The organism is Streptomyces kronopolitis (assembly GCF_014646275.1).
GTDB classification, from domain to species: domain Bacteria; phylum Actinomycetota; class Actinomycetes; order Streptomycetales; family Streptomycetaceae; genus Streptomyces; species Streptomyces kronopolitis.
Genome location: NZ_BMND01000008.1, coordinates 1 through 21546 on the forward strand (window position 1 = coordinate 1; position 21546 = coordinate 21546).

At 67.3% G+C, this 21546-nt stretch carries 23 protein-coding genes and 3 pseudogenes; 13 read left to right on the forward strand and 13 right to left on the reverse strand.

Going from position 1 to position 21546, the window contains the following annotated elements; translation table 11 throughout:
- From IEY78_RS11630 to IEY78_RS11640, 3 genes are all read right to left on the reverse strand, one after another.
- Positions 1-553 (reverse strand): metallophosphoesterase family protein (locus tag IEY78_RS11630; RefSeq protein ID WP_189097599.1); only part of this gene is annotated, 553 nt, incomplete at its 3' end.
- A complete protein-coding gene (locus tag IEY78_RS11635; RefSeq protein WP_229699870.1) occupies positions 550-1782 on the reverse strand; it encodes a carboxyvinyltransferase in 1233 nt (410 codons plus the stop codon). The genes IEY78_RS11630 and IEY78_RS11635, both read right to left, overlap by 4 nt.
- Positions 1783-2086: 304 nt before the next feature.
- Positions 2087-2566: an ATP-binding protein gene (locus IEY78_RS11640; protein WP_189097600.1), complete on the reverse strand. Its 480-nt coding sequence runs from the start codon at positions 2564-2566 to the stop codon at positions 2087-2089.
- Between the two features lie 269 nt (positions 2567-2835).
- Between IEY78_RS11640 and IEY78_RS11645 the strand changes: the two genes are divergently transcribed.
- From IEY78_RS11645 to IEY78_RS11665, 5 genes and pseudogenes are all read left to right on the forward strand, one after another.
- Complete coding sequence (locus tag IEY78_RS11645) at positions 2836-3708, forward strand: helix-turn-helix domain-containing protein (protein ID WP_189097601.1); 873 nt, start codon at positions 2836-2838, stop codon at positions 3706-3708.
- Positions 3709-3939 carry a DUF397 domain-containing protein gene (locus IEY78_RS11650; RefSeq protein ID WP_189097602.1) on the forward strand — a complete coding sequence of 77 codons (231 nt, stop codon included), beginning with the start codon at positions 3709-3711 and terminating at the stop codon, positions 3937-3939. It abuts the gene before it with no gap.
- A gap of 133 nt (positions 3940-4072) precedes the next feature.
- Positions 4073-4880 (forward strand): annotated as a pseudogene (locus tag IEY78_RS11655) (IS5 family transposase).
- A gap of 353 nt (positions 4881-5233) precedes the next feature.
- Complete coding sequence (locus IEY78_RS11660) at positions 5234-5506, forward strand: hypothetical protein (RefSeq protein WP_229699872.1); 273 nt, start codon at positions 5234-5236, stop codon at positions 5504-5506.
- A gap of 254 nt (positions 5507-5760) precedes the next feature.
- Positions 5761-6696: a DUF5753 domain-containing protein gene (locus tag IEY78_RS11665; RefSeq protein WP_189097603.1), complete on the forward strand. Its 936-nt coding sequence runs from the start codon at positions 5761-5763 to the stop codon at positions 6694-6696.
- A 52-nt stretch (positions 6697-6748) separates the two neighbouring features.
- Here the strand turns inward: IEY78_RS11665 and IEY78_RS11670 are convergent, their stop codons facing one another.
- The 4 genes from IEY78_RS11670 to IEY78_RS11685 all read right to left on the reverse strand — a co-directional run bounded on the left by IEY78_RS11670 (position 6749) and on the right by IEY78_RS11685 (position 10640).
- Entirely contained in the window at positions 6749-7654 is a 906-nt protein-coding gene (locus IEY78_RS11670) for an SAM-dependent methyltransferase (RefSeq protein ID WP_189097604.1), read from the reverse strand.
- Positions 7655-7851: 197 nt separating this feature from the next.
- Positions 7852-8142, reverse strand: coding sequence for a DUF397 domain-containing protein (locus tag IEY78_RS11675; RefSeq protein WP_308426878.1), 291 nt, complete (start codon positions 8140-8142; stop codon positions 7852-7854).
- 1350 nt (positions 8143-9492) lie between these two features.
- Positions 9493-10377, reverse strand: coding sequence for a diaminopimelate epimerase (gene dapF, locus IEY78_RS11680; RefSeq protein ID WP_189097605.1), 885 nt, complete (start codon positions 10375-10377; stop codon positions 9493-9495).
- On the reverse strand, positions 10374-10640 hold the full coding sequence (locus tag IEY78_RS11685) for a hypothetical protein (RefSeq protein ID WP_229699874.1): 267 nt from the start codon (positions 10638-10640) through the stop codon (positions 10374-10376). Before IEY78_RS11685 ends, dapF begins: the two co-directional genes overlap by 4 nt.
- Before the next feature lie 98 nt (positions 10641-10738).
- Between IEY78_RS11685 and IEY78_RS11690 the strand changes: the two genes are divergently transcribed.
- Both IEY78_RS11690 and IEY78_RS11695 read left to right on the forward strand, forming a co-directional pair.
- Positions 10739-11524 carry a GntR family transcriptional regulator gene (locus tag IEY78_RS11690; RefSeq protein ID WP_189097606.1) on the forward strand — a complete coding sequence of 262 codons (786 nt, stop codon included), beginning with the start codon at positions 10739-10741 and terminating at the stop codon, positions 11522-11524.
- Between the two features lie 98 nt (positions 11525-11622).
- Positions 11623-12531: a hypothetical protein gene (locus tag IEY78_RS11695; protein WP_189097607.1), complete on the forward strand. Its 909-nt coding sequence runs from the start codon at positions 11623-11625 to the stop codon at positions 12529-12531.
- A gap of 58 nt (positions 12532-12589) precedes the next feature.
- Here IEY78_RS11695 and IEY78_RS34330 read toward each other — a convergent pair whose 3' ends face one another.
- The gene (locus IEY78_RS34330) at positions 12590-12880 is read right to left on the reverse strand and encodes a hypothetical protein (protein ID WP_229699875.1); all 291 of its coding nucleotides are present in this window, start codon (positions 12878-12880) and stop codon (positions 12590-12592) included.
- Positions 12881-12899: 19 nt separating this feature from the next.
- Entirely contained in the window at positions 12900-13265 is a 366-nt protein-coding gene (locus tag IEY78_RS34335) for a hypothetical protein (protein ID WP_229699876.1), read from the reverse strand.
- Between the two features lie 404 nt (positions 13266-13669).
- Here IEY78_RS34335 and IEY78_RS11705 point away from each other — a divergent pair, with 404 nt between their 5' ends.
- The gene (locus IEY78_RS11705; RefSeq protein WP_189097608.1) at positions 13670-14716 is read left to right on the forward strand and encodes a fatty acid desaturase; all 1047 of its coding nucleotides are present in this window, start codon (positions 13670-13672) and stop codon (positions 14714-14716) included.
- Between the two features lie 77 nt (positions 14717-14793).
- On the opposite strand, the gene IEY78_RS11710 is transcribed toward IEY78_RS11705, so the two are convergent.
- Complete coding sequence (locus tag IEY78_RS11710; protein WP_189097609.1) at positions 14794-15096, reverse strand: hypothetical protein; 303 nt, start codon at positions 15094-15096, stop codon at positions 14794-14796.
- A 799-nt stretch (positions 15097-15895) separates the two neighbouring features.
- On the opposite strand from IEY78_RS11710, the gene IEY78_RS11715 reads away from it, so the two are divergent.
- Together IEY78_RS11715 and IEY78_RS11720 are read left to right on the forward strand one after the other, a co-directional pair.
- Positions 15896-16135: a hypothetical protein gene (locus IEY78_RS11715; protein WP_189097610.1), complete on the forward strand. Its 240-nt coding sequence runs from the start codon at positions 15896-15898 to the stop codon at positions 16133-16135.
- A gap of 164 nt (positions 16136-16299) precedes the next feature.
- A pseudogene (locus IEY78_RS11720) lies at positions 16300-16710 on the forward strand (GNAT family N-acetyltransferase); the annotation flags it as partial.
- A 142-nt stretch (positions 16711-16852) separates the two neighbouring features.
- Here the strand turns inward: IEY78_RS11720 and IEY78_RS11725 are convergent.
- Positions 16853-17164, reverse strand: coding sequence for a hypothetical protein (locus tag IEY78_RS11725; RefSeq protein WP_189097611.1), 312 nt, complete (start codon positions 17162-17164; stop codon positions 16853-16855).
- A gap of 148 nt (positions 17165-17312) precedes the next feature.
- Here IEY78_RS11725 and IEY78_RS11730 point away from each other — a divergent pair, with 148 nt between their 5' ends.
- The 3 genes and pseudogenes from IEY78_RS11730 to IEY78_RS11740 form a co-directional block, all read left to right on the forward strand.
- Positions 17313-17690, forward strand: a complete 378-nt coding sequence (locus tag IEY78_RS11730) for a hypothetical protein (RefSeq protein WP_189097612.1) — start codon at positions 17313-17315, stop codon at positions 17688-17690.
- Positions 17691-17809: 119 nt separating this feature from the next.
- On the forward strand, positions 17810-17980 hold the full coding sequence (locus tag IEY78_RS11735; protein ID WP_189097613.1) for a hypothetical protein: 171 nt from the start codon (positions 17810-17812) through the stop codon (positions 17978-17980).
- A gap of 485 nt (positions 17981-18465) precedes the next feature.
- Positions 18466-19119 (forward strand): annotated as a pseudogene (locus tag IEY78_RS11740) (VTT domain-containing protein); the annotation flags it as partial.
- A gap of 1508 nt (positions 19120-20627) precedes the next feature.
- Here the strand turns inward: IEY78_RS11740 and IEY78_RS11745 are convergent.
- Both IEY78_RS11745 and IEY78_RS11750 read right to left on the reverse strand, forming a co-directional pair.
- Positions 20628-20954: a winged helix-turn-helix domain-containing protein gene (locus IEY78_RS11745; RefSeq protein ID WP_229699877.1), complete on the reverse strand. Its 327-nt coding sequence runs from the start codon at positions 20952-20954 to the stop codon at positions 20628-20630.
- Complete coding sequence (locus IEY78_RS11750; protein ID WP_189097788.1) at positions 20951-21439, reverse strand: hypothetical protein; 489 nt, start codon at positions 21437-21439, stop codon at positions 20951-20953. The genes IEY78_RS11745 and IEY78_RS11750 overlap by 4 nt, the downstream gene beginning before the upstream one ends.
- Positions 21440-21546: the final 107 nt, after the last annotated feature.

Consider the following 21546-nt stretch of genomic DNA (forward strand, 5'->3'; position numbering starts at 1 on the left):
TGACGTCGGCGAACGGGCAGGCCGCGGCCAGCTCCAGATCCGTCTCGAAGCCGGAGTGGGACAGCACCATCCAGGCATCGACATGGTGATGGTGCTCAAGCAGCAGTTCCCGCAGAGCCCGGGCAGGGTCGATGACGTGCTGGCCGCGACGCTGGGCGGCGGGGATGGCATCGAATGCCTGCCGGCCGATGACGGCGGTGACGGCGACCCGGCGTCCGGCGATGTCGAGGATGCGTATGCGGCCGAACAGTGACTTGCCGTCGATGTCGCTCCGCGCGTTCGCGCACACGGTGAGCTGGTGCAGGCCGGGTTCGAAGTAGTGCGGCCAGCCGTGATTGCCGGGGGCGAGGACGTCGTAGAGCGTGGTGAGGATCTCCCGTTCGAGCCGGCCGCGGCCGAGTTGGTAGTAGCCGGTGCCCTCGAAGAAATCACCGCAGTCGACGATCAGCGAGGTCGGCCGCAGGTCGTGCAGGTGGGCCAGCATGCCGCCGGCGTCGGCGAGAGCGGAGTGGACATCGGTGGTGGCCACGATCCGCGCGAGGGTCCGGATCATCGCGGCACCTCGGTGATGTCGGCGCCGAGCGAGCGGAGTTTGGCGGGCAGGTTCGCATGTCCGCGGCGCAGCTGGTCCAGGCCCGTGACCGTCGTGGTGCCGTGAGCTGCCAGGGCAGCGACCAGGAGGGCGGAGCCAGTGCGGATGTCCGTGGCGTTCACCTGCGCTCCCGTCAGCCACTGGGGCCCGGTCACCCGGCACTGGGTGGGTGAGAGGGCGTCGATCCGCGCTCCGAGCTGGGCGAGTTGGGGCAGGAGGTTGCCGTGGCGGCCGGGGTTGATGGAGTCGGCGAACAGGTGGGTGCCGGGCAGGCCGAGGGCCAGCGCGATCAGGGCGGGTTCGAAGTCGGCGTCCAGGCCGTCCGGCGCCAGCGACGCGATCGCCCGCAGTGGACGCCCGCTGATCGGCCGGCCCTGGTGGACGGTGACCGCGTCGGCGGCGACCGTGACGGGGATGCCGGTCCAGTCCAGCAGCTGAGCCAGGGCCCGTAAGTCGGAGCCGTTCACGCCTTCGATGCGGCCCGTTCCGCCGGTGGCCGCGATGGCACAGGCCAGGGTGCCGGCTTTGACCTTGTCGCCGGGGACCGTCCAGGACACCGTTCCCGCCGGCGCGCCGGGTGGAGGGGCCAGGGTGATCTTGCCCTCGCTGGCGTGGGCCTGCCACCCGCTCGCCCGCAGGGCCGCGAGCACGCTGGTGGTCTCCGGCGACAGGTTCGGGTTGCCCAGCTCCAGACGGCAGTTGCCGATGACCGTACGGAGGATCGCGGCGATGCTCGCACCTCGTGAACGGAACGGCAGGTTCACGGTGACCAGGCTCGCGGAACTGCCGGCGATCACCTGGTATCCCGTGTCGTCGAAGAGGACGGTGTCCCCGAACACCTCGTAGACCTTGAAGTGCTGTTCCATGCCGCGGTCCCCGATCTCGCAGCCTCCCGGCCACGGCAGCGAGGCCTTGCCGAAGGCGGACAGCAGCGGTGGCACCAGGTAGTACGAAGCCCGGATGCGGGCGGCATCAGCCAGCACGGGAAGTTCGCGGCCGCGAGGTCCGGGCAGGACGACGACGGCCGCCGGTTCGGTGACCGGGTGGACGACGCGGTAGCCGCACCTCTCCAGGGGAGTGAGCATCCGCGACACGTCCGTGCTGGCCGGGACGCCGGACAGGTGGACGCCGCGGCGAAGGGATGCGGCAGCAGCCAGCAACGGCAGGGCAGCGTTCTTCGAACCGTCCACCCGCACAGTCCCCGACAGGGGGACGGCCGGGACGGACGGTGACAGTACCGACACTGGTCACGCGAGTTGTCTCAAGCGTCATCAAAAGCCTCCGAGCAGTGGCGAGGACGGTTCGGCAAGTTGCGATCGCTGTGGGCGGCCTTGCCGCCGGCACTCTGTGCGGCAGCGGCCAGGCCGCGAAGGCACCCCAGGGGAGGTGGAGGTGCCCGCCGCACGCTTCCCGGGAGCCCGAGGGCGTGCGGCCCGGCAGCAGATGATCGACTCAAAGGGCGGCATCAACTGCCGGAACCAAGGGGCCGTCCGGTCAGGTGGGGACGGGATCGCGGCAGAGAAGGGTGCAGGTGATCTGCTTGCCGACCGGGGGTGTAGTGCACCGACCAGCCGGGGCGAGCGCGTCGAGGATCCAAAGGCCCCGGCCGCCTTCCGCGTCCGCGTTGTCCTGGGCCTGGGGCCGTCGGGCGGGCAGCGCGGCGGGCTCAGGGTCGTGGACCTGGACCAGGACGTGCTGATCGTGGTGGACGACCTGGACGATCACCGGTGTCCAGGGGCCGCACAAACGGACGGCGTTTCCCACCAGTTCACTGGCCACCAGCCGAGCCCTATCAGCGACGTCCTCGCCGCCACCGGCCCCGGTGACCGCCTTGAAGACCTCGGCTCGCATCTCCCTCAGGTGCTGGGCACTCGCGCTCATGTGTAAGGCGAACCCGTCAGCGCGGTGCACCAGGTAGAAGCCGCAGGCAGCCCGCGGGCCGTACGGCTGGCTTCGGATCGTGTCATCGTGCATGGCGTGCTCCCCCAGTCGACAGAACGGGCAGCCGGCCGCGGCCAGCCGGGCCGGGCTCGCCCTGTGGGTCGGCACGTCGGCCCCCGACGGCGTGAGGCACTCCCGGGAAGTCGGCGCAAGGCAATGGCATATGACACGAAGAGCGATAAAGGCATCACACTTCGCAACCGATAGTCAGCATGCCTTGGGCAACACGAGTTGGGCAACATGCCCAATCGAGTTTCCTCAGATTGGTTGTCCATGTCGCGGGCAGAGGCCAGACTGAGCGCATGGCGTGGAAGAGAAACCCTGCCCCCAAGTCCGTCTACCGCCGGCAACTCTCGGCCCGCCTCAAGGAATTACGCGAGGCAGCGGATCTGACGATGGCCGAGGCCGCGCAGGACATCGAGATCAACCCTGGAACGCTGAGCCGGATCGAATCCGGCGAACGCGGCACCACTCCCGTCGTGGTGAAGGCGATGCTCGACCGCTACGACGTCAAGGACACCGCAGTCCGGGAGGACGTCTTGGACCTGGTCCGCGCGGACCAGGCGCAGAAGCAGAAATGGTGGCGCAAATACTCCGCGGTCATCAACACCACCCAGTACGGCGGATACCTCGAACTGGAGGCCAGTGCGACATCGATGCGGTCGTACGAGCCGCAGCTGATCCCGGGCCTTCTGCAGACCGCCGACTACGCAGGCAAGGTCATCTCAGCGATGCGGATGGACCTGGATGCCAAGCAGATCGACGCCCTGGTGACGGTTCGGATGAACCGTCAGGCCCCGCTGGGCGGCGATAACGCCCCGAAGCTGTGGGCGGTCATCGACGAAGCCGCCATACGGCGCATGAGCGGATCGCCCGCCGTTCTCAGAGGCCAGCTCCAACGCCTGCTTGAGGTCGAACCGCGGACCAACATCACGCTGCAGCTTCTACCGTTCGACGCCGGCTTCCATCCCGGGTTGTACGGGTCGTTCATGCTCATGGGTTTCCCCGAACCCAACCCGGACGTCGTCTGGGTGGAGAATCTGACCAACTCGGTGTGCTTCGAGGGGGCTGAGGATGTGGGGCGCTACACCGAGGTCTTTGACCATCTGCGGGCCACGGCCCTCGGCCCGCCCGAGACCCGCAGCCGCATCAAGAGCATGCTCAAGGAGCTGTAAGTGAGCAACACCAAGCCTGACCCCGCCGAACTGGACTTCTCCACCGTCACCTGGGAGAAGAGCCCGTTCAGCGGCGGCAACGACAACTGCGTGGAATTCGGCGTGATCGACGACCTGATCGCCGTACGGGACTCCAAGCGCCCCGAGCAGACCCCGCTTGTGTATACGCGGGGCGAGATCGGGGCTCTGCTGGCCGGCGCGAAGGCCGGCGCCTTCGACCATCTGACCTGAGCATCCGCATCCGTCACCTGAGACGGCCATAGACGAAGGCGGCCGACCCCAGCCTTAGAGGAGCTAACAGAATCGTTTGGCGGGCCCATATCCCGTTGCCTGTCGCCTCGTTGGATAAGCCGTGGGGAAGGGACTGGGCCCGCCGTGGCTGGTGACGGATGACCTGTGGGGTCGGGTCGAACCGCTGCTGCCGGTTCGCACTCGGCGGGAGCGAAATACGGGCCGGCTGCCATTGGATGACCGTAAGTGCCTGCAGGGCATCCTGTTCGTGCTGCACACGGGTATCCAGTGGGAATGGTTGCCCCAGGAGCTCGGCTTCGGCTCCGGGATGACCTGCTGGCGTCGGCTGCGTGACTGGAACGAGGCCGGGGTGTGGGATCGACTGCACCGGTGCTGCTGACCGAGCTGCACCAGGCCGGGAAGCTGGACTGGTCCCGGGCGGTGATCGACGGCTCACACAGGCAGGCCCGTCGGGGCGGCCCAAAACCGGGCCGAGCCCGGTCGACCGCGCCCGACCCGGCTCGAAGCACCACGTAATCACCGACGCGCACGGCACCCCGCTGGCCATCACGCTCACCGGCGGCAACCGCCACGACATCACCCAGCTGCTGCCGCTGCTGGACGCGATACCCCACGTCAAAGGCCGCACCGGGCGCCCCCGCCACCGACCACGGCAACTGTTCGCAGATCGTGGTTACGACTTCGACAAGTACCGCCGCCTGCTGTGGAAGCGAGGCATCAAGCCTGTCATCGCCCGCCGCGGCACACCGCACGGCTCCGGCCTCGGCGTTGTCCGCTGGGTGGTAGAGCGCACGAACGCCTGGATCCACGGATTTCGCCGCCTGCGGATCCGCTGGGAGATCCGCGACGACATCCACGAAGCCTTCCTCAAGCTTGCCTGCTGCGTGATCACCTACCGACGTGTCAGAGCATTCTGTTAGCTCCTCTTAGTGGGGTCGGCCGCCTTCGTCATCTTCGCAGAACCACGCCAAAATGCGGTGAAGCTGAGGAAGGCTGAGGAGATACCCAGGCCCCGGTGTGCTTCTCCAGCACGGCTGGCAGCTCGCGGAGGCCGCGCGGGTATAACGCCGGCGGGTCGACGACCGCGACCGGTCGGTGAGCCTGCGGACCATCTCCGGAGGGCTGCTTTCGCTCGGCCGGCGCTCCTGCTGCGGACGGGTCTCTTCCGCTCTGGAACGGACACAGCTCGGAGGGAACACTTCCCGAAGGGGGAACGACCGGGTGTGGGCTCGCAGACCTTCACGGAGGTGGAGCGACGAAGCGTCGCGACGCGGTGAAGCTCGCCGGACTGGCCATGGCCGCCCCGGCTACCGCCACACAGATCCTGGAGCAGGCCGCCGCCGAGGCCATGGAGTTCACCCGGCAGGCGGAGGCGACCTCGCTCGGCTCGGGAACCCTTGACGACCTCGACCTCGCGGTCACCGAGTTCAACCACGCCTACTCGCTCAAGCCGCCCAAGGTCGTCTTCGACGCGGTAATGGGCTATCGGCGCAAGGGCGACGCTCTGCTGCAGGCCAATCGCACCCACCGCCAGAGCGCGAGCTGATGGCGTTCGCCGGCTGGCTGTCCGAGATCTTGGCGTGGCTCGCCCAGGCGCCGGACCTTAGCCTGCGGTTCGTTGACCGAGTGCGTCGACGATTTCCGGAGCTGGGAGCCGCGCCAGCTGCAGTTTGCCCGGAATTGAGTGGAACATAAGTGCGAGATGGGGTCCTTTTTCCGTTAGCGGGTATACCAATCACTCTCGTGCTGCACTATGGGTACTCGCGTGACCGGTGGGTTGATTAGCTTAGGGAGGGTGTTGTGACAGCCCAGGCAGCTCGGGCTCAACCGCAGCGAGTGCGGAACCTGCATACCGAGCAGGTGCCGACTGCGCAGGCGATGATCGCGGGTGGTTCCCTGCGGGAGCATCGCGAACGGCTCAAGCTGACCCTGGAAGGGGCGGCCGGCCGCGCCCGGGAGTTGCAGGCTGCTGCAGGGGCGCCGGTGCGGTTCTCCAGCGCGAAGCTGAGCCGCCTGGAAACCGGTCAGCAGAAGTTCAAGCGGGCCGACCTTCAGTGCTTATACGGCGTTTATGGGATCGAGGCCGAGTCAGAGCGGGAGCGCCTGCTGGAGCTGACGACCACAGCTAACAGGCGGCCCTGGTATCAGGATTGGTCGGATGTCTCCAGCAACCACCTGCGCACTTATATGAGTTTCGAGGACGCTGCGCAGCGCATCCGGTCCTTTGAGCCACAACTGCTCTACGGCCTCTTGCAGATACCCGACTACGCTCGCGCCGTCTTCAGGGTGATGTGCCCGCGGGATTCTGAGCGGGAGATCACGCGGCGGGTGGAGCTGCGTGAGGAGCGCGCCGACCGCTTCGCACGGGGCGAGGGCAAAAAGTTGATCGTCGTGATCGACGAGAGCACGCTGCTGCGCCCGTACGGTAGCTACGAGATCATGCGTCGTCAGCTCGATCACCTCATCAGCCTCACCGACAATCCGCGTTTCGTGATGCGAATAGCCGAACAGGGACGCCTGAACATGCCGACCTTGATCGGGCCAACCACCATCTTTGATTTTGCCGAGCAGGTCCTTCCCGATCTGTGCTACATGGAGCACCACCTGAGTGGTCTCCTGCTGCAGGAGAAGGAGCAGGTCAACCTCCAGGCCATGGCGTTTGACCGCCTGCGGAATTCCTGCTTGCGCCGAGATGTGTCCACCCGCCGGCTACAGGCTCTGCGGCGTCGGGCCTGACGGAGCGCCTTCGTTGAGGGACGCCGGGCCCGGTGGCCCGGCGTCTCGGCAATCAAGTCTTGCTCGCCACTCCTCCGTAGAGGGAAACCGCGGCATCGGAGTGGAGGCTGGGTCCGCTGTGCGGCTCCGGTCGCCAGCGATGCGCCACGACAAGGCCGGGCTCGACCATCTCCAAATCCTGGAAGAACCGCTGCACCTCGTCCTTGCTGCGTACCTGAGTCGGGGTCCCGCTGCTGACGTAGACGTCGATGACGGCGGCCCAGGATTCGGGATCGAAGTCGCCAGTACAGTGCGTCAGGCTCAAGTAGGAACCCTGAGGCAATTCGGCCACCAAGGCGCCAACTACCCCGTAGGGATCGGCAGCGTCGGGCACAAAATGCAGTAAGGCGTGGAGAGAAAGCCCTATGGGTTCCTTCCAGTTCAGGCTCTCCGTGGCGCGCACTGCCCGAAGAACCTTCTCGGGCGAATTGGCGTCGGCCTCGACGAAGTGAGTCTCGCCCTCGGGAGTGCCGTCGAGCAGTTCGTCGGCATACATCAGCACGAGGGGATCGTTGTCGACGTAGACCACCCGGCACCCAGGGTCCACCAACTGTGCGACTTCATGCAGGTTGGGAGTTGTCGGGATGCCAGTGCCGATATCAATGAACTGCCGGACGCCGCATTCGCTGGCCAGGTAATGCACTGCGCGGTGCATGAAGGCCCGGTTCGCCCGAGCGGCCGCGGGGATTGAAGGGAAGAGGCCGACGACCTCCTGTGCCGCCTCGCGGTCGACTAGGTAGTTCGTCTTTCCACCGAGATAGTAATCGTACATGCGGGCGCTGTGGGGCCGGTCTTGCTCTAAGTCCCTCTCGCTACCCGCATCACCATCGAAGCCTTCGTCCGGTTGTCCATCCACGCTGTCCCCCTCCGCTTGGAGCCGTCTTGCCTTCCTTCGGTCACGGTGACCGTGCGGATGCATTTGCATCAGTGTTATGCCTACTGGTCGGTACGCTCCCGTGTCCACCCCTGGCGACCGGCATTGGCCGGTTTGGCGTCCATACAGAGCGGACATGCCGACTCCTGGCCGATGCTGGCGGGCGGTCTACTGGACAACCGGCCGGCAAGCAATGAGACCGCGACGGTTGCGACCGCCTACCTGTTGCCGTGCGCCCGCGCTTAGCGCGAGAGGTGCCCCATGGCCGCAGCGCGAGTGAACGCCGCCGCTACAGCACTGGGGAAGCGCAGGACGGGGCCATCAGCGACCTTCGAATCCCGCACGAGCACCAGTTCGTCGCCGAGTTGAGCTACCTCCACACACGCGCCCTCCCCGTTGCTGTAGGAACTCTTGCGCCACGCCGGCGTCAGCAGCCCCGCCGACGCCTGAACGTCACCAGTCGCCGTGCCAACTTCTTCCATGGCCAACCTCCGAATCCGAGGACCATCCCTGTGCGAGAGATGCAATTGCATGTACCGCTCTTGCAGGATGGCACGATCCCGATCCGGCTATGTGCCTTTTGATCTACTTCCCGGCGTGAGGGCTGCAAGTGCAGGCGCACGCAACACTTTCTCCGCTCCCCGAAGTGTCGTTGTAGGGGCTACCTTGAACAGAGAATCGAAAGACTGGGCGATATCGCCGGGAGCGGCCGCAGCTCCTTGAAGCGGGGCTCGACCAGCGCGAATATCCCGCGTGCACTCAACTTCGCGCAGAGCACTCGCCGCTTGGCGAACGCCACCCGAATGACTTTTCGAGGTGGCGTTGAGGTAGACGACCCCTGACTGCCGTCGAAACGGTCAGTCGCATCCACCTACTCTCCATATGACCCGGATAGCCGGATGAACTGCAGGGCCCTGCCTGTCTGTTGCTACCCAGGAAGCAGGACCCTGCCCACGACATGGAGGTCGTGATGTCGACATCCCCTCGCCGCGCCCGCGGCAAACCAAAACGCCCTCGATTGAATCGGGCCTCCCGCTTCACTCGTGCTCGGAAGCGACGGCTCCAAAGGGACGGGCTTCCCTGCTGCCTGGTGGCTTTGCAATGCCAGTGGCTCGCGGCTCCGGAACCGCCCGCTGACCCATTTGGGGTGCTGATGATGGCTCTCACATCCGCCGTCATTGCGTGCGTCAAGGCGTACTGCGCCCAACTCATGTCGTAGACGCCCACGGGGACAGGACCGCTTCAGGCCTGTCCCCGTGTCCCCACAGGGCTCCAACCCTGTCGGGACGATTCGCCAACTGGTTCATCAGCGCCCCGAAGGGATCGAAGCCGTATGCCGTTCAGTCCAAGACAGTGCGAGGTAATAGCGCGACCAGGCCCGCCCTACCTTGGGCAGGTCCTGATTCAGGTAGCCCGACTTTCCGATATCCCGGAGCATCGCATCGCCTCGGCAATGGACCTTGTCCCATCTGAACTCGCAGACTTCTTCCATGGCTTGTGCTTCCCTACCCGCTTCTTCATCGAACGGTTCGCACGTGTCTGCGGCGCCGAACCTCTGATCCTGGCGAAGGTCTGGGACGATGAGAGACAGCGCCACAAAGCGACGAGGCGGGAGCGTCTCTGGGATGACGCCACCGATTGAGTCAGCGCTCTTACACCCGTGGCGCGTACTGTCGCCCGCTGCCACATCACCCCACTTCTTGGTCGGGTCGCAGTCGAGAGATCTGCGGGTGCGGAGGGGGAGAACTCGTGGTCTTCAGCCACCTGGATCGAGGAGCTAACAGCCCACTCCTGACCGATTCCGACTCGCGCGCCGCCTCGGAATGCGGACGGGGTCTCGACGCCCGGCCTACGGGATGCCGGACGGCGGTTGGCCGAGGCGCTCAGGCCTGGGTGCAGGGGAGGGTGATGGTGCCGTGGGCGATGACTACAGCTGGTCCGGTGAGGTCCATGGTTCCGTCGGCATGCGCCGATATGCGCAGTCGCCCACCAGGGGAATCCACGGTGTAGCGGGCGGCAGTCGAGTGCATTTCACGGGTCCGCAACGCGGCGACGGCGGCGCAGGCTCCGGTGCCGCAGGCGCGGGTCTCGCCGACGCCGCGTTCGTGAACGCGCAGGGCGAGGTGGCGAGGTGCCCGCAGGGTGGCGAACTCGGTGGTGACGCCGTGGGGGTAGGCGTGGAGTGGGGTGACGATGGGTGCGATGAGCAGGGCGCCGGCGTGGGCAAGGTCTTCGACGAAGGCGACGGCGTGGGGGTTACCCATGTCGACGTGCAAGGCCGGCCAGCGGCGGTGGCCGACGGCCACTTCGATGCTGTCGGATCCGGGCAGTCGGGGGCGACCCATCATGACGGTGACCGGTCCGCTGCCGTCGTGCGAGCGGGTGGGGACGTGAACGTGGCGGAGGCCGGCGCGGGTGGCGATGGCGAAGGCACCGGGTTCGTGCTGGCCGGCGTCGACGAGGTAGCGGGCCAAGAGGCGGATGCCGTTTCCGCACGTCGCTCCGCGACTGCCGTCGGCATTGCGGTAGTCCATGAACCACTGGGCGTCGGCGGCCATGGCGGTGGCCTCGGGGGTGGCGGTGCAGCGGACCGCGCGCAGGATGCCGTCGGCGCCCAGGCCGGTGTGGCGTTCGCACAGCCGCACCACGTCCTCGTTGGACAGGTCCAGACGGTTGTCGGGGTCGGGGAGGACGACGAAGTCGTTCTCCGCTCCGTGCCCCTTGGCGAAGCCCTGGGGAGCCGGGCGGCGGGCGCGGGCGGCAGTCATGGACGGGGGGTGTCTCCTGTCTCGAAGCGCAGCCAGGCGGTGTTCCCGGAAGTGGTGGTGCGCAGGCCGTAGGTGGTGCCGAGGTCGAGTACGGCGTGCAGGCGCGGCCAGTGGTTGGCCAGGAGGTCCTCGGGGACCTCGACCTCGATGCGCACGACACCGTGTTCCTCGGTGACGCGGGGCTGGTTGCCTGTCAGCGCGGTGAGCTGGGCGGTGGCTGCGTTGACCGCGGCACTTCGTTGGTTGTCGTGCACTCCGGTCACGTTCGATCAACTCATCATCACTAGGCGCACTTCTAGCTCACTAGCTTCTGGCTAGTGGACTAGCTTGTCAATAACGCAGTGGCACGGCAAGGAGAGGCATGGCCGACGGCACCCAAGGAGTCATCGCTCCCTACCTGCACGTGGCAGACAAAATCCGCGCTCGCATCGCCGACGGCACCTGGCCTCCCGGCCACAAGCTCCCCTCCCGATCCGCCCTGGGCGCCGAGTTCGGCGGCTTCGGTGACAACGTCGTGCGCCGCGCGCAGGAAGCCCTGATCGCCGAAGGCCTCCTGGAGGGGCGCACGGGGTCGGGGACCTACGTGCGCTCCCCGCACGATCGCCGCACTCTGCTGCGCACGCCCGCGCCGTCGGGCGTCGCCGACCTTTCAGGGCTTGCCCCGGCCGGCTTCTGCGGGACCTGGGAGGCGGAGAGCGAAGCCAAGCTTCCCGCACCTCCCGAGATCGCCGAACGTCTGAACCTCGACAGCGGTGCCTTGTGTGTGCGGACCCAGTACGAGTTCCTCGACGCCCGCCACCGGCCGGTGATGATCTCCACCAGCTGGGAGCCGATGGAATTGACCGGTGGGACGGTGGTGGTCCTGCCCGAGGGCGGCCCGCTCGCCGGCCGCGGCGTCGCCGCGCGGATGGCACACCTGGGCATCACCGTCACCCAAGCCGTGGAGGTACCGCGGCCAATCCAGCTCACCCGCGCCCAGGCACAGCTGCTGGCGGGGGCGATCGTCGGATCGCTGGCGACGCTGATCGCCCGGACCCACTACGACGCCTCAGGCCGGCCGGTGGAGACCGCAGACGTCCTCGTGCCGGCCGACCGCTGGGACATCGCCTACACCGTCCCCGCGCCGCCGGGGACGAAACGCCGCTGACGCAATCTCCGATCGCCCCGATCCTGTCGTGTGACGCAAAGGGCCCGGAACCAACGAATCGCTAAAGGCCTGTTGGCCGAAGGGGGAGGATTTTCGTCATGTCCGCATCGCGCCAGGACCCGGTCCGCCGGCTCGCCGATCTCGTGGGGTCGCCCGTGCTGAGCGGGGTGATCGGGCTGGCCGGCGTCGTCGTCCCGGTCGTCGCCTGGATAAACGAGCGCGCCAGCATGAAGAACGCCCTGCTGATCGCAGAGACGGTGCTGGTGCTGGCCCTGACGGCCAACCATTTGTGGCTCAGGCGACGGTTTCTCACCCTGCGCCGCGCCACTAACCTCAAGGCCATGGACGATGCCGCGTACTACGACCTGGTCCGCGCCCAGTTGGAGAGCGAGCTGATCTCCGACTACGGCGAGATCGCCGACGGGCACCTTCGCGTCTATGCCAGCGAAGTCCCCCGTCTGTCGGTCATGCTCGTGAAAACGCTCAACGGCAGCGAGACGCTCCCCAAGCGGATCCTGGCCGCGGACCTGACCACCAACCCCCAGCTGCTCACCCAGCGCCGCGAATACCTGGCCGCCAACCGGCGGCTCATCCAGGCCGGCGGCAGCATCGACCGCCTGTTCATCTGTTTCCGAGACGACCTGGTGCGCGAGGACTACGCCCGCCCGCTGCTCGAACTCATCAACCACCACCGCCAACTCGGCGTCGTCTGCGGCCTCGCGGTCCGGGACCGGCTGCGCGCCGACCAGGCCGTGGACTTCGTCATCATCGCCTCCGCCGCCGTCCTGGTCGAGGAGGAGCAGGGTGACGCCGACTACACCCGGGGCCGATCGAGCGTCTACTTCAAGGGCGTGGAGCGGTGGGTCGGGCGGTTCGAGAGCATGTGGGGGCACGGTATCGATTCCGCCCCCATGCTGCTCCAGGGGTACGAGGCCCTCGCCCGCCCGATGCTGGACGCCGACAACTGGGACGGCGACCGCGCCGCCCACGGAGTCGATGCCCTGTAGAGGCGGCCAGTGAAGGCCGAACCGCATCTGACCTACGGCGGCCCCGGTCCAGCAGCGGCTACGGCGCAGGCGTAATCATCACCGTCGCGTCGTGGCAGCCTGCGGCGATTGTGCGCAGGGCCGCGATCTCGGCACGGTCGGCGGACAGCTGCCAGCGGAGCTTGGCCGTGACCCAGTCGGTGGCGTAGGTGCAGGTGGCGTCCTTGGCCGGCGGCATCCACTCCGCGGGGTCCTGATCCCCCTTGGTTCTGTTGGGCCCCAGGCTGACTGCGACGAGACTGCGCTCACCGTCTAGGTCGTTGGCGTACTGTTCCCGGCGCTCCGGCGTTTCGAGGCACCGGAGTCCCATGCGCTGATGGGGAGCGACTTCACGCCGCACCGTAGTACGAGCGCCAGGTGCCGCCGGTCAGCTTGCAGTTCTTGCCCTGCCGCGGCTTCTTCACCGCTTCGGCCAGGAGCACTTCCTTGCGGGTGTCACAGCCGTCGTGGTCCGCGTCGGTCCACAGGTGGAACTTGTCACGCTCGTACCCGCTTCGGGATTCGCGGGACACCTTCAGCCGGCCGATCACGTCCGTCAGGCGAAGGCCGCTGGCATCCGAGCCGCCGGTCGGCGAGGCGGCCGGGACCGCCGACGACGGCTTCGCATCCTGGTGGCCGGTGCCGGCTGTGCACGCGGCCGCGGACAAGAGCAGCAACGGGCAGGCCACAGCAGCCAAACGGCGCGCGGAGAACATACGGCTCCCAGGTCAGATGAGATGTCAGCTCCTTGGGTCTACCCACCACACCAAGGGCCGTCAACCCGAGAATGCAACGCGAACGAACGCAGTTGATGCCGCTGGCCAGGCCGCGAGGACGAGCCGGGTGCACCAGCTCCAGGACGAGTACGGGCACGCGCTGGAGCAGGGCGTCCAGGCCACCCGCCGCTCCTGTCAGCAGCACCAGTGCGGCGCGCGGGTCACCTGAGCCCCTGTCGGCGCCCTGCCCCTGGGCGGAGCGCGATGCCCGCCGCGGTGTCGGCCGTCTGGCGATGAACGCTCGCCTCCGTGCCGAAGTGCTGCCCCACAAACACAAGCTAGTGGGCTAGATGTACTTTGGGTGACTCTCGGGGTTCTTCCCGCCGCTCACTGGGGGATCGTTCATGCTGCTCTGCCTCGCTGTCATCGCCGCCGGCATCGGCCTGTGCCAGATCGACCGGCTGCACTTCTCCCGCCGCAGGCCTCGCACCGCCTATGCGGCCCGGCTGATAGCGCTCCAGCGCGCTCGCGCCAACAACTGGACTCCCACCGCTCTGCTGGCCGGCCAGTGGCTGCAGATCACCGGCTGGTGGATGTTCGCCGCGCACGGCCCCGTGGCGGCGGCTGCGGCCGCCGTCGGCGTCGCCATCCAGTTCCGTCACCTGCAAGAGGTCAGCCACTTCGCCGTGCACGGCGTCCTCGCCCGCACCGCCCGCGCCAATCTGCTGCTCGCCGAGCTCTTCGCGCACCTGCCGCTGGGCCTGGGGCCTGTGGTGCTGCGGCGCAAGCGGCATGTACGGGACCACCACCCTCACGCCACGGAGACCGGCATCGACCCCAATCTCGACGAGCTCAGCCAGGCCGGACTGAACCCCGGCATCGGCCGGCTGCGCCTGGCCGTCGCGCTCGTGCACCCGCTGACCGCCCGCGGCATCCGCGCCACGGTCACCGGCCTCGCCGCAGGCTTGCGCCACCCCCCTGCCCGCGGGTGCCGGACCGCGGCCGTCGCCGCGGTGCTCGCCTGCGCCTACCTGGCCGGCGGCTGGGCCGGCCTGGTCTGGGGCCTGCTCGTCCCGCGCCTGCTGCTGTATCCGCAGCTCGCCTGGATGTCACTGCTGGTGGAGCACACCTGGTTCGACGCCGAACACCGCACCGGCTCCCCGGCCTGGGTGGAGGCCGGACGGTGCCTGCGCCTCTACACCCGCAGCCGTGTCCTGGCCCACCTCGCCGCGGCAACCTGGCTCCCCTGCGGTGACCTCTACCACTACGCCCACTCCGCCCACCCCGGTGTGCGGTGGAACTACCTGCCCGCCCTCGAACGACACCTGGGCGCCCCGCATTTCACTCCCGCCGGTCTGCTGCTGGGCTCCGGCTCCGTCGCCCGGCGGCACTTCACCGCCCTCCAGGCCGCCACCCCCGCCTCGCCCCCGCGGCCTGCAGCGGCCACCTGACTACCTGGCCGTCCCCACGACACAAGGCTGCCCGGACCTGAAATCAGGTCCGGGCAGCCTTGTGTCCGCGGCGATGGTCAGCCGGCGTCGGGGTTCCTCCCCACGAGCTGGGAGAGCAGCTCCAGGATCTGCGCGTTCCCGGTGCGCATCTCACCCGCGAGGGCATCGAGGCGGCCGCTGACCTCGCTCACGTTTTCAGTGAGCTGGTCCACCTTCTCGTCCAGCCCGCCCACCTTCTGATCCAGGTTCCCCACCTGGAGCCGCACCGCGGTGAGATCTGATTTGACGATCCCGAACTCGCGGGCGGTCGTCTCCTGCCCCTGCTCGAAACGGCGGGTGAGCGCGGAGATCTCGCTCTGCGCGATGGGGTCCTCAGCCACGCGGTGCACTCCTGCCAGATCATGGAAATCAGCGGTCATCAGGCGCTCCACGATATCGCGCCGGCCGAGACCCGTACTCACTCATTCAGCCCAGCATGCCATCGAGGCCGCGGCCGCTGGCAGCGAAGCACCAGCCGTCGCATCGGCCGTCGGTGATCTCGTCCAGGAGGCGCGGTCCTGGCGAGGGTCGAGCCAGGCTCTCCCGCCTTTGGGGGCAATGGGCAAGCGGCATACGGGGCCGGGCTCTTAGAGTTCGCCGCTGATCACCACCGGGCTCTCCTGCACGCCTCACCTGCCACGCCCCCGTCAACGCGGAGACTGGTGAGTTCGATCCAGCACCAGTTTTCGTCAGCCCAGGCGCCGTCGCGTGAGCAAGCGTGCCGAACTCCGGCCCAGGCCTTGGTGTAGCCGTGCCTCTTGAGGTAGGTGATGCAGTCCGCCTGATCAGCGTTTGCCGGAGCGGCAAACAAGAACGAAAGGCCACTGGCTGCGACTGCCAAGCATGCGCCCACAGCCACGCTTCGTACTTTCCGTGAAATCATCCCTCACCTTTCTCTTCCTCTTGGCAATGACCATCAACCTGCGCGCCATGATCGGAAGTTGTGGCAACTGCCGCCTGACATGCGTTGCTCTGCAAGCATCAGCTACCTGGCCTTGAGTTTGCGATATAAGCGTTGTCATTGCGCCACCAGAATGGCCAATTCTGGGCGGGAGAAATTCTTTTCGAAATTCCCGCTCGCGCAGGCCCAGGGCACACCGAACAAGCCAGGAGAGAATACTGGCGGTATCCGGATATGCGGTGGAAGGGCTCATCGCGCTCGGCCTGCTGCTCAACCTGGGCTGCGACCACAAGTACCCGAAGATCCATCCCGACCAGGTCGCCAACCTCAGCGCCCGCGCGGATCTTCTGGAGATCCTGGCCCGTGAGAGGCCGCTCGGGCCGGATCAGGCCGCCGACGCCCGGCCAAGCTCCACGCCGACAAGGGCTACGACTACGACCGCCTGCGCCTGCGAAACTGTGCCGATGACCGAGATCTAGACTCCGCGCCTGGTCCTGCGCCGCTTCCGAGTCCAGGACGCGGCCCCCATGGCGGCATACCGCAATGACCCGGGAAATAGCCCGATACCAAGCATGGCCCTCGCCTCACCCCCGAGGCCGCCACCGAGCAGGCCCGCGTCTACGGCGGACAGGACCCCGAGCAGGCCGGCTGGTTCCAGTACGCCATCGAACTCAAAGCCGACCGGAGCCTGGCCGGCGACCTCGGTGTGAACCTCCACGACAACCGCCTGCAGGCCGACCTCGGCTACACCCTCGCCCCGGCCCTGCACGGCCACGGATACGCGACAGAAGCTGTTCGCGCCATTCTCGGCCACCTCTTCCGCCGGGGACTGCACCGGGTCTCCGCCGAATGCGACGCCCGCAACACCCGCTCGGCCCGCCTGCTGGAACGCACTGTTTTCAATCTCGAAGGACGGCGCCCCGAGTTCACCTTGAACATCAACACCGGCGAATGGGCCGACACCCTCCTCTACGGTCTGCTGGCCAGCCACTGGCAGAAGCAGGAAGCCGGCTCACAGCCGACGGCAGAGACCAGCGGGCTCCAGCACTGGTAGTCGTCGTGCGGATACCGCCGTGGCCCGCCATCTGACCGACGAAAGAGCTGCCCGTGCCTCGCAGGTCCGGGCAGCCTTCCTAATATGTGCCGGGATCAGCTCGTCACCTGGGCGACGGCCGTACCGGCCACGAATGGGATGATCAGTTCTCGTTCGGGTTCTTGCCGACCAGCGCGGTCAGCAACTCGACGATATGCGCCTGATTGCGGTCCATCTTCGCTTCAAGTGCGTCGAAGCGGGCGCTAACCTGGGTGAAGCCGTCCCGGACCTCACGTCGCAGCGCGGCCTGTCCCTCGATCACAGCCGCGAAGTTGCCACCTGCCTGCACCTGCAGCGCTTCGACGCGATCTTCGACAGCCACGACACGACGGGTCAACGCATCGAGCTCGTTGTGCGCGATGGGGTCCTCGGCCACGCGGGGCACTCCTGCCATCTTGTCGGAATCGGCGGTCATCAGGAGCTCCACGATAGCGCGCCGACCACGCCCCGCACTCACCCATGCGACCTAGGACCAACAGCTCGCATGTGACACAGATCACCGGGGGGGGGGGTGCCGAACACCATCCATGCCAGGGCTGAGAAGAGAAGGCAACACCGTGCCCATGAAGCTCTTCTGGGCCCGGCTAGACCGCCGCAACTTGATCACGAGCGGCGAAGGCTCGACACCCGTCTCGCCGAGCCTTGTGGCCATCGAAGACGACGGTGCTCTGTCTCGAAGATTCTTCAGCGACCGGGCGATCCCGCCTCCGATCATCAACAGCGTCAGTGCAGTGGGCGAGGGCACCCTTCGCCTTGCGCAGGCGCTGGGTACCTGCCAGGCGGCCGCCCGGGGAGAAGATCACGTGGTGGATTCCTTCGCCACCGAAGTGATCGGCCGGCCAGTGGAGCGCTGGCGCGAGGCCGTCTCGACCGCGCTCCTCGGCGAATGGGCCACGCCTCTCCTGGCTGGCCACCGTGCTGCGAGCGTTACGCCGAGATGAGCGGGCGGTGGCCCTGGCATGGGCCCACAACGGTGTGGCACCTGGGTCGAAGCCGCCCTGTGCGCCGGCGCTGACGACCCCGAGCAACGCACCCACGCAGACCCTGGGGCAGCTGCCGCATGGCCGCGCTGGACTCGCAGACCACGATACTGCTCGCCGTGCGGCTGGAGACCACCGTGTCGTTCCAGGACCGGGCCGAGGAACTCGGCGATGTCGAGGGAGCGGCGCCGCTCGTCGAGCCGACCGGCTGCTTCGCTCGCTCCTACCTGTGGACGGCCACCACCCGGTGACGCGCACCGCGGCCGCGCGATGGTGACCCAGTGGTTCAGCTGGCGGGCATCGCCAGCTGAACCACTTATCCAGCAAACTGTCGCCATATACGCGATGTTGGACCCGATGGGCGGGCCCAGGCGGCTCGCGTCATCGGTCGGCTGCGGCGCGGGCCGCCGGATCGCGTGGCCAGGCCGCGCGACTGGTCGGGTAGCCGGGTCACGTCGCCGTGACCCGGCTACCCGACCAGTGGCGAGGAATCGCCACCCGCTACGAGAAGACCGCAACCATCTACCTCGCCGGGCTCCACATCGCAGGCATCTTCCTCTGGTCAGCCCGATGATCCAAACGAAACTGCCTAGACCCTCCTGCTGACCACCCGCGAGCTGGACAGCCCGTACGCCAGCCCTAACTTCCCGGCCTTGATTCATAATGAGAAGAGTCGGAACCCACCGCTTCGCCGCACCCTGCCGGCACACCCCCGATCCAGGAGAGCCCGGAACTCGTGTACACGCTTGCGCTCGTCCCTGAGTGGCTGTCCTCGGACTATCTGATCTCACACTTCGGCCTGGTCGGCATCCTGGTCATCGTCTTCGCCGAATCGGGACTGTTCGCCTTCCTCCCCGGCGACTCCCTGCTGTTCACGGCGGGTCTGCTGGTCGCGAACGGTCAATACATCAACCAGCCGCTGTGGCTGGTCTGCACCCTGATCGTGACCGCCGCGATCATCGGTGACCAGGTCGGCTACATGATCGGCAAGTACTTCGGACCGAAGCTCTTCAATCGGCCGAACTCCAAGATCCTCAAGCGGGAGAACCTAGACAAGGCGCACGAGTTCATGGACCACCACGGCCCGAAGGCCATCGTGCTCGCCCGTTTTGTCCCGATCATCCGCACCTTCGCCCCGATGGTCGCGGGCGCCGGCTCGATGAAGTACCGCACCTTCCTGACCTACAACATCATCGGTGGCGTCGGCTGGGGCACGGGTATCACGGTCGCGGGGTACTGGCTGGGCCAGATCGCGTTCATCAAGGAGCACGTCGAATCCATCCTGGTGAGCATCCTCCTCATCTCGGTGATCCCGGTGGTCTTCGAGGTCCTCAAGGCCCGCAAGGCGGCTGCCGCCCAGATGCAGGCCGAGGCTGGCCAGGAGGGCCCAGTTCGACGGGGGCGCCACGCCCAGCGATAGAAAAGGCGCGGCCTGGAAGTACCCCTTCGGTTGCCCCGAGACACAGCAGGACCTCACGTGAGTCTATGGCCACGGCTGGAATTGGCCGAGGCTCCTCTTGTCTTGGCCCCTCTTGGCCCGCTGCGGCACCTCATTCTGTGCCCGGCCGGGCGTTGACATGTCAGTCTCGAAACGACATACGCAACCTGAACAACAACCGTGTGCTCAGTCCTTGCCCTGGAACGGGCGCCCGGCAAGAAGAAGGCGGGAGGCAGCACGCGGTTGGGGGTGTGTGGCGGGCGGCGTGCAGTTCGCGGGCGTCGGCTCGACGCCTGCGCCAGCGAGCGCATTGGACGTCTTCAAGGCGCTGCATGATGTCGCGCGCCTCGGTCAGACTGAAGGTCGCTTTGGTGCTGGTCATCTGGTGCAGCGAGAGGGGCACCAGGCCCCAGCGGGTGGCGTCCGGCGCGGGGACGGGATGGCTGATGCGCCAGTCCTTGTGTCATTCCTTGCGGCGACGCCAGTCGGTGAAGTTCCAGTCCTCCTCGCCATCGCGGGGCGCGTGGGTGAAGTCGTGGACACCGTAGGGGACGAGACCTGCTGCCCGTCCAGCCAGTAAACCCCGCCGCCCGCGGCGATGATGGCGAGCTGCTGCTCGGTCGGCGCGACCGTGGCGTGGACGTCCCGGTCACGGTCGCGCGGGGGGACGGGGAGTTTGCCGCACCGGGCGAACTGCAGCGGGTCCTTGGCCAGGAACCACACGTGAGTCGTTCCGGCGCCGTGCCAGGCCCGGTGGCAGACCGGCCGGCGGCCCCTGGCCCGGTTCCGTCTCCTGCGGATCCTGGGGGAGCTCCAGGCATATGGGCACTCCGGGCCAGGCCCGCATCAGCCGGTCCCGCAGATCGATGACGACCTCGAGGTCGACCTGACGGCGCCGCTCGGCGGAGGCCGGGCACTCCTGGCTGTTTCGGTGGCGGAAGTGCGGCTGCTGCTTGGCCGTGGGCTTGACCGCTCGCAGGATCAGGTCCTGCTCGCTGGCCCGGCACATGTACCGACCCCGGACCACCCCCGAGTCGTCGTACCGCCCCCGGGCCAGGCCGGGCTCCACACCCGCCGCGCCGCCTGGTACTTCAATCACCTGCTTGGACTTCCGGTCGTCGAAGGCGACTCCGGGCGGTCACGTCCTCCAGGCGGGCTTCACCTCGGGTGGCCACATTCAGCAGGCGGGTTTCTGGACGACCTCAAGAAGTGCATAGATGACGACTCGATCCCCGGCTGGGTCATGGGAATCCTCGGCGGGCCGTGCGCGGCCGTGGGGCCCGCGTGTGCGGCGGCTGTGTCCTTGTACTACGGCAACAGCGTTCTCGGCTGCCTGGGCATGTAGCTGATCGAACAGAGGCTGCCGGGCACCTCAAGACTTCGGGATGCCCGGCAGCACTCTGCACGGTTGGGGCGCACTCACAGCTCTCGCACGATCGGCAGTTTCACGTACGCGGAAGTCAGGCGTCCGGGCCGGCGTTCTGGTCAGGTTCATGCTGGAGGAGCTGCTGCAGTGCCGCGACGTGCCCGCTGTAGCGGTCTTGGCCCAGAGGGGTCATTCGGAACCAGGTACGCGGGCGCCGCCCCGTCCCACCCTTGCGGATCTCGATGTAGCCCGCCTCCTCCAAGGCGCGGCTGTGCTTGGACACCATCGAATCGCTCAGCCCCGTCGCCTCCCGGACCGTGCGGAAATCTACCCACTGCGGACCTGCGGCCAGCAGGGCACAGATCGATAGCTTCGGCAGCGGATGGATCACCGGGTCCAGCCCCACGGGTGTGTCGGTCACCGCGACTGACTTCCGGTCAGGATGTCCCCGCGGATCCCCGCAGTCATCCAGGTCAGCAAGAACGCGATCCCGCCCCCCGTGACCACCGCGACCGCGATGGCCGCCCATGCGGCGCTGCTCGACGAACCGCTCAGCCGGCCCAGCCCGAACACCACCGCCAAGCCGCCCAGGGACACCAGGACGAACGCGGGGAAGCGCCGACGCAGCGATGGATACGCCGCGAACGGCCCCACGTCCCGGCGGTTCATTCCGGACCGCACGGAGAACACCGCGATCAGCGCCAAGAACAGCAGGCCGCCGGCCTGGCCGTACGGCAGGTCCGGAATGCCCAGGCGTCGGAAACCGGCCACCGGGAACGCACTGGTGGCCGCAAGCGCCCAGGACACCGCGATCAACACCGGAAACCACCAGCCCAGCCGAACCCGCGCAGCCGCGGCCCGGCGCTGACGAGCCACAACTTCCATGTCCACCTGGTACTCGTCCATCCATCACTCCCGCACGCAAAGTAACTTTCCAAGTGGAAAGTTACTTTGCGGTCTCATAATAGGCAACCCGGACATGAAGGCCCCCGGCAGCTGCGCGCGTTCGGAGT

Bases quoted from the DNA above. Each gene is read 5' to 3' on its own strand.
- IEY78_RS11645 (WP_189097601.1), top strand. From the start codon at position 2,836: ATGGCGTGGAAGAGAAACCCTGCCCCCAAGTCCGTCTACCGCCGGCAA.
- IEY78_RS34335 (WP_229699876.1), bottom strand. From the start codon at position 13,265: ATGTTCTCCGCGCGCCGTTTGGCTGCTGTGGCCTGCCCGTTGCTGCTC.
- IEY78_RS11690 (WP_189097606.1), top strand. From the start codon at position 10,739: ATGGCCGACGGCACCCAAGGAGTCATCGCTCCCTACCTGCACGTGGCA.
- IEY78_RS11640 (WP_189097600.1), bottom strand. From the start codon at position 2,566: ATGCACGATGACACGATCCGAAGCCAGCCGTACGGCCCGCGGGCTGCC.
- IEY78_RS11675 (WP_308426878.1), bottom strand. From the start codon at position 8,142: ATGCAATTGCATCTCTCGCACAGGGATGGTCCTCGGATTCGGAGGTTG.
- IEY78_RS11670 (WP_189097604.1), bottom strand. From the start codon at position 7,654: ATGCATCCGCACGGTCACCGTGACCGAAGGAAGGCAAGACGGCTCCAA.
- IEY78_RS11725 (WP_189097611.1), bottom strand. From the start codon at position 17,164: ATGACCGCCGATTCCGACAAGATGGCAGGAGTGCCCCGCGTGGCCGAG.
- IEY78_RS11750 (WP_189097788.1), bottom strand. From the start codon at position 21,439: ATGGACGAGTACCAGGTGGACATGGAAGTTGTGGCTCGTCAGCGCCGG.
- IEY78_RS11730 (WP_189097612.1), top strand. From the start codon at position 17,313: ATGAAGCTCTTCTGGGCCCGGCTAGACCGCCGCAACTTGATCACGAGC.
- IEY78_RS11735 (WP_189097613.1), top strand. From the start codon at position 17,810: ATGGCCGCGCTGGACTCGCAGACCACGATACTGCTCGCCGTGCGGCTG.
- IEY78_RS34330 (WP_229699875.1), bottom strand. From the start codon at position 12,880: ATGGGACTCCGGTGCCTCGAAACGCCGGAGCGCCGGGAACAGTACGCC.
- IEY78_RS11705 (WP_189097608.1), top strand. From the start codon at position 13,670: ATGCTGCTCTGCCTCGCTGTCATCGCCGCCGGCATCGGCCTGTGCCAG.
- IEY78_RS11695 (WP_189097607.1), top strand. From the start codon at position 11,623: ATGTCCGCATCGCGCCAGGACCCGGTCCGCCGGCTCGCCGATCTCGTG.
- dapF (WP_189097605.1), bottom strand. From the start codon at position 10,377: ATGACTGCCGCCCGCGCCCGCCGCCCGGCTCCCCAGGGCTTCGCCAAG.